The sequence below is a fragment of the Rhodococcus sp. P14 genome, from assembly GCF_000256505.1.
In the GTDB taxonomy this organism is placed as follows: domain Bacteria; phylum Actinomycetota; class Actinomycetes; order Mycobacteriales; family Mycobacteriaceae; genus Rhodococcus; species Rhodococcus ruber.
In genome coordinates, this window is sequence record NZ_AJFC01000406.1 from 1 (window position 1) to 5,956 (window position 5,956).

Consider the following 5,956-nt stretch of genomic DNA (forward strand, 5'->3'; position numbering starts at 1 on the left):
GTCAAGGGCATCCTCGACCGCAAGGACAAGCTGATGGGCTTCGGCCACCGCGTCTACCGCGCCGAGGACCCGCGGGCGCGGGTGCTGCGCGACACCGCCAAGCGGCTGAACGCCCCGCGCTACGAGGTCGCCGCGGCGCTCGAACAGGCCGCCCTCGCCGAGCTGCGCGAGCGTCGCCCCGATCGCGCCATCGAGACCAACGTCGAGTTCTGGGCCGCGGTGATCCTCGACTTCGCCGAGGTCCCGGCCGCAATGATGCCGGCGATGTTCACCTGCGGCCGCACCGCCGGCTGGTGCGCGCACATCCTCGAGCAGAAGCGCCTGGGCAAGCTGGTGCGCCCGGCCGCGATCTACACCGGCCCTGCACCCCGCACCCCCGAGTCCGTCGAAGGCTGGGGCCAAATCCTCCACCCCAACCGATGATTGGACGCTCACCGGTGAGAAAGCGGTCTCCGCGCAGCGAGGTCACTTCGGTCAGTGCCCCTGATCCCTGATCCATCGTCCCTGATTCGGATCCGACGTCCCGCCAGCTTCGGGCGAGCAATTTTCTGCAGGCACACGTGAGCTGCCGGTCTACCCGGCATGCCACTCGAGTTTCCGGTCGTGCCCTGCTGGGCGGATGGTCTGGCGGTAGCCACTGGTGGGCTGCTCGCGATCTCGAAGAGGCGACGCGCGGCCGACTCCCAAGACCAACCGGTCGGCAAGTGCAAAGACAGGCGGCGTCCAGAGGACACGACTCGGGTCGGGAGGTTGAACAGAAGGGTCCGCAGCGTCGCCCAGCGGGCGCGGGCATGACGCGGCGAGGCAGTGGCGCCGGCGGCGCGAGCGAGGTTGAACGCGATCACAGCGAGCGCGAGCCAGGTCGCGTTCGCCGTGTACCTTCCCGACGGCAGGTGCGCGAGTGGCCCGTCCTTCGACTCCACGATCGCCTGCTCGACGATCGCGCGGTCACGGTGCCGAGCGTCGGCCTCGACGGTTGTCAGGGTCGAGTTGGTCACGAACGCATGATGGCAGTGGGCGGCGGACAACTCTTCCTCCCCGGCGTCGGCCGCCGGATTCAACCGCTTCACGCGGCGGACCACCATGTGGCAGGTGACGTGCTCGGCCTTCCGCCTCGAGGTGAACACGGTGACCGCTGTTTCGGTGACGTCGGCACCGGATATCCAACGGGTCTTCTCGTCGTCCCGGATCGCGTTCGGGTAGGTGATCGGCGTCCACCCAGCCTCGTCGATCCCGGCGAACGAGGCTCTGTGCCCAGCGTCGACGGGGCCGCGCACACCGCCGAGGCGCCGTCCCATCGCGCCGTGCCGGAGAATGTCGAGGCCGTCGATGCTGTCCGCACCGGCGAGCATGCCCGCGACGATGCTCGCGGACTTGGCCGCGAGGTTCGATGACTCGACGCTCAGAGGTTTCTCGAGCAGTTCGTGCAGGCCGGCGGTCTCGGCCAGTCGCATTACCGGCACCAGGCCTGCGGCCGACACGAGGTTCGGGTCATCGAAAACGCGGATGACGGAGTGAACTGCTTCCAGCTGCGAAATGCCTCTTTTCTGGAGCAGGAATACTCAGCGACTCAGATTCTCCTGCCCTACAGAGGCTCTCGTGCTATGCGACACGCTCGCCCCGTCACATCACCGGTGGATCAGGGTTCATCGAAGAGCATGGAACATTGTCCGCCGGTCCGTCAGGTATTGGTCCGGAGGCGTAGAACCGCGTGGACAAGACTGTCATCGGAGACCTCGCTCGGACTCGTGCGTTTGTCGGCAGCCTCGAATGGGGAGCATCTCACCGCGACCACTTGCTCACCTCAGGCCCTGCGTCATCTCGACACAGGTCTGCAAAGCGCGAAGATCGCGAGGAGCTCGCATGAGCCGCCTGTGAGATCTGTAGAACAGCAACCTGATATGCACGTCATATCGTGGCCCGACGATCAACACAGCTTCGTACCCGACCAGGACGGGCATCCCGTTTACTGCAGGGATTCAAAGTTGACCAGGCAGTCATGTATGGCTATTCTCACATCCGCGGATGAGTCGGGCTTACGTCACCGCAGACTTGGGACAGAAACCCTGCCGTTCGGGTGTCCCGACCCGGGCTGCCATGGGCCCTGGGTCACAAGAGTTCAGTGGGGAGGTGCGGTACTCGCACTGGGGCGAGCACAACCGCCCGACCCCGAGGCATTTCTGCGACCTCGGATGTGCCGCAGCCACTGTTGTGTCCAACGCACTTTCATCGAATTCCTCAAGCAGAAAGTGGAACCCGGTATGCCTACCTCTGGCTACACGCTCACCGAACGATTGAACCGTATCCCGGTTCTCACGACTCGCCACAAAGTGTGGGGCGCGGTCCTAGCCGGTCTTCTGATATTCGAGATGGCCGATCTGAATGCTTTCGCCTACGTCGCCCCGACGTTGCGTCAGCAATGGGGACTATCCGTCGATGCAGTTGCACTGATCAGCGCCAGCGCCTTTCTCGGCATGTCGCTCGGCGCAGTGATCGGCGGGATTCTCGCCGATCGTTTCGGTCGCAAGCGCTTGCTCGTATGGGGCACAGTGTTCTACTCGGGCTTGTCGATTCTGTCCGCAACATCGAGCGGGCCGGTACAACTGGCAGCGTATCGATTCTTCATCGGGGCGGGCCTCTATGCCGTAACGGTCGCAGCACTGACCTACGTCGCCGAGATGTTCCCGCGAAACCACCGCGGCAAGGTTCAGTCTCTCCTCTTGGCTGTCGCGTTGCTGGGAATCCCGTTGATGTCCTGGGTGAGTCGCTGGGTTGTCCCCATGGGTGCCAACGGGTGGCGCTGGGTTTTTGTCGCTGGTGGAAGCGGGCTGGTCGTCGCTGTCGTCGCATCGCGCCTTCTTCCGGAATCGGTCCGGTGGCTTGAACAGCATGCCGGTGCTGTCCTGAACAATCAGAGTGAAGACATCGTTGCCGATATCGAACGACGGTCGGTGCGCATCACAGGCACTGACCTTCCCGTTCCGGTAACTACCCCCGCGGTTCCCGTCGGAACCGCTAGCGACCTGGTTCGCAGCGGCTATCTCAAGCGCGCGGTGGTCATGTCGGTGACGCTCGCGTTCGCAACCTCAGCGTTCTACGGTTACAACTCTTGGATGCCGGTCCTTCTCACCGAGCACGGCTTCAGCACCGACAGCAGTTTGACCTACACCTCCATTCTCGCTGTCGCGGCCTGCCCAGGAGCGCTGCTGGCGTTTCTCTTCATCGAGCGCGTCGAACGTCGTACCGCCATCATGGTCATCTACCTGTTGACCGCGATACTGCTCGTGGTGTTCGGCACCACCGAATCCGACGTGATCTTCGCATCATCCGGAGTCATTATCAGTTTGTTGCTGTACTGCAACACTGCAGTGATGTACACCTACATGCCTGAAATTTTCCCAACTCATTTGCGAGCGTTGGGGACCGGAATACCCAACAGTGTCGGTCGCCTCGCCACTGTTGTGTGCATGTTCGCGGTCGCCGCTATTCTCAGCCAGATGGGCTTCACCTCCGTTTTCGTCTTCCTGGCCACTGCCGCCGCACTCGCCGCACTAGTGATCGGCATCTTCGGGGAGCGCACCAGGGGCCGGACCCTCGAAGACATTTCCGCAATCAACGGTGGATCCACCGACCCTTCGACACGAACTCAAACCGTACCGGCTCAGGAAGTAGCGAACTGATTCGGCGTCGGGAGACGGGCCGCGTCGACCTGCTTCGTCGTCGCTTTCAGAAGGAGCATGCGGTGGTAACAAGAGTTGGCTTGGTCGGCGGCGGTGCAATGGATGCCGGCATTGCCGAGATGGTCGCACGGGCCGGCAATCCTGTTCTGACCCTCGAGCGTGACAAAGCGTCGGGGGCTGCCGCAATCGTCAGGCTCGAAAATTCGCTCCCTCGCGCAGAACGCGCGGGAAAGCTCTCCCGAGAGGCTACCGACAGCGCACGAAGTCTGGTCTCCACCACACTCGTGATCGACGACTTCGCCGACCGGGAGCTGATCATCGAGGCTCGCCCCGCGATCGAGGAAATCAAGCTCGACCTTTCAGGCGACTGGACGACATCGTCTCCGACACAGCAACTATGGCGACCAACACATCGTCCATCCCGGTGAACCGTCTCGCGAATGCCCACGGCGCACCCCGAGCGCGTCGTGGGCACGCTTTCCTTCAACCCGGTACCGGTTTCGCTCGTGGTCAAGGCCCGTGAGGCGGTGTACGACGTCGTCGCGTAATGCCGTCGGTGGATCAGGCGGTCAAAGCCGATGTCACCTCCCCGGTGTCCTCGGTGACACTGTCGGCGGGCTTGTCGGCGGGCTTGTCGGTGCGGGAACGGGCGAGCACGTCGAGGCCGAGGTAGTGGCGGCCGTCGATCCACTCGTCGTGCTCCTCGGCCAGCACCGCCCCGACGCGTCGGATCAGCGCGGTAAAGCCCGGGAAGATCCGCACCGCCGGCGGATCTCCTTGTTGAGGCGCTCCTTTTCCGGCCCTCGGGGTCGGATCAACCCCTGGTGGTCCATGTGCGTCAGCGGTCGAGGCGGTGCAGATGGTCGGTGAGGGCATCGGTGACGCGGTGGTGGCGGGCGGCTTCGTCGAGCCAACCACGGTCGCGGGCGTCGGCCTCGAGGGCCACGATGTCGGTGCGTTACGCCTCGAGCGCGCCGCGGAATTCCGGTCCGGTGACGAAGTTGTCGCAGGTTTCGCAGATGTTGGCATAGGGACAGGCCCCGGCCGCTTCGTGACGGGTGCAGTAGCCATGGGCAACAGGAGTTTTGAGCATCTCGCTGCCGAGCCAACCGACGGTGTCAGGGACGATCGGCTTGCCGACCGGAGTGAGCGTGAACCGCCGCCGCATCGTGCCCGCCGCCTCCTCATAGGCGTCACGCAACGTCGGCGACGCCAGAGTCGCGTCACGCAGACTCATCTGCGGGGTGACGTGCCTGAGCAACGCCATCAACGCTTGCAGACTCATCCCGGCGTTGGCGAGTTCGGTGGCCCAGCTATGCCGCAGCTGATGCGGCGTCACCACCAACGGTGCACCACCGGTCCCGCGCAACCCGCAGGACTCGACGGCGGCGAGCAGTCCGCCCAAGCAGCCGGGTCTGACCGAGACGACGACCGTGCGCGACGGACAGGAAATCGGTCGGCGCTCCGGTACGTGGGTGCGGTAATGGTCGGCAGAGACCACGCCCGCCGGTCCACTCGTCGAACGCCGCGATGGTGCCGACCGAGAACGGAACCATACGTTCGGTGGCGAGTTTGCCCGAGGGCGCCTTCAGCCAGGTTCCGGCTGGGCCGTAGCCGACGACGCTGCCGAGCTCGAGGTCGGGCAGTTCCCGACTCGCAGACCGGCTCCGCGCAGCACCTTCAACCCGATGCGGGCGAACGGATCGCTCAATTGGGCAACCGCATTCATCACCGCGGCATCGATGTCGGATGTCAGGGCCCGCGGAAGGGGATGGTCGAGTTCGGGGACGTCGGCGGCGCGTTGCCCACGTCAGGTGCGGGTGCGGTTCCAGACCAGAGACCCCTCGATGTGACTGCGATCCGGTGCGTAGGTCTACGTTCCCCTACTCGACCTGAGAAAGATCAGGACGCACGAGGGCTACCTCCGCTCTGAGCTGTCTCCTTCGAGGACAGCATGGGAATCCCTCTCGGTATCCGTTGTCGGGACGCTGGTCGCGCAAGGCCCACGACTTGGGGGTTGAGCGCGTTGTTCTTCTTACCGGATCAATCCGTCGCTACGAGCCAGAACCTGAAGCATGACCTCGTCGGCGCCTCCGCCGATCGAGTGGAGCCGACTGTCGCGGAGGAACCGGGCAGTCCACGTCTCTTCCATGTAACCCATTCCGCCATGGAACTGGAGGCACGTATCGGCGACCTCACGCGCGAGTCGGCCCGCCATGAGCTTCGCAACAGTCGCTTGTCGGATGATGAGGTTTTCTCAGTAAGTTGATCTTGCC

4 protein-coding genes and 3 pseudogenes are annotated in these 5,956 nt (G+C 64.1%); 3 read left to right on the plus strand and 4 right to left on the minus strand.

Annotated elements, in window-relative coordinates:
* Positions 1-423, plus strand: a 423-nt coding sequence (locus tag OEY_RS0127620; protein WP_010596951.1) for a citrate/2-methylcitrate synthase, incomplete at its 5' end; no start/stop codon positions are given.
* A gap of 8 nt (positions 424-431) precedes the next feature.
* Here OEY_RS0127620 and OEY_RS31565 read toward each other — a convergent pair.
* Positions 432-1,085 carry a transposase gene (locus tag OEY_RS31565; RefSeq protein WP_415649056.1) on the minus strand — a complete coding sequence of 218 codons (654 nt, stop codon included), beginning with the start codon at positions 1,083-1,085 and terminating at the stop codon, positions 432-434.
* Between the two features lie 1,176 nt (positions 1,086-2,261).
* Here OEY_RS31565 and OEY_RS0127630 point away from each other — a divergent pair.
* Together OEY_RS0127630 and OEY_RS30195 are read left to right on the plus strand one after the other, a co-directional pair.
* Positions 2,262-3,680 (plus strand): MFS transporter, encoded by a 1,419-nt coding sequence (locus OEY_RS0127630; RefSeq protein ID WP_010596953.1) that lies wholly within the window; start codon positions 2,262-2,264, stop codon positions 3,678-3,680.
* Positions 3,681-3,799: 119 nt separating this feature from the next.
* Positions 3,800-4,107: pseudogene (locus OEY_RS30195) on the plus strand (3-hydroxyacyl-CoA dehydrogenase NAD-binding domain-containing protein); the annotation flags it as partial.
* 134 nt (positions 4,108-4,241) lie between these two features.
* Here OEY_RS30195 and OEY_RS0127640 read toward each other — a convergent pair.
* The 3 genes and pseudogenes from OEY_RS0127640 to OEY_RS0127650 form a co-directional block, all read right to left on the minus strand.
* Positions 4,242-4,471 (minus strand): annotated as a pseudogene (locus tag OEY_RS0127640) (transposase); the annotation flags it as partial.
* Positions 4,472-4,638: 167 nt separating this feature from the next.
* The gene (locus OEY_RS31360; RefSeq protein ID WP_230831815.1) at positions 4,639-5,181 is read right to left on the minus strand and encodes a tyrosine-type recombinase/integrase; all 543 of its coding nucleotides are present in this window, start codon (positions 5,179-5,181) and stop codon (positions 4,639-4,641) included.
* 534 nt (positions 5,182-5,715) lie between these two features.
* Positions 5,716-5,928 (minus strand): annotated as a pseudogene (locus OEY_RS0127650) (acyl-CoA dehydrogenase family protein); the annotation flags it as partial.
* Between the last annotated feature and the right edge of the window lie 28 nt (positions 5,929-5,956).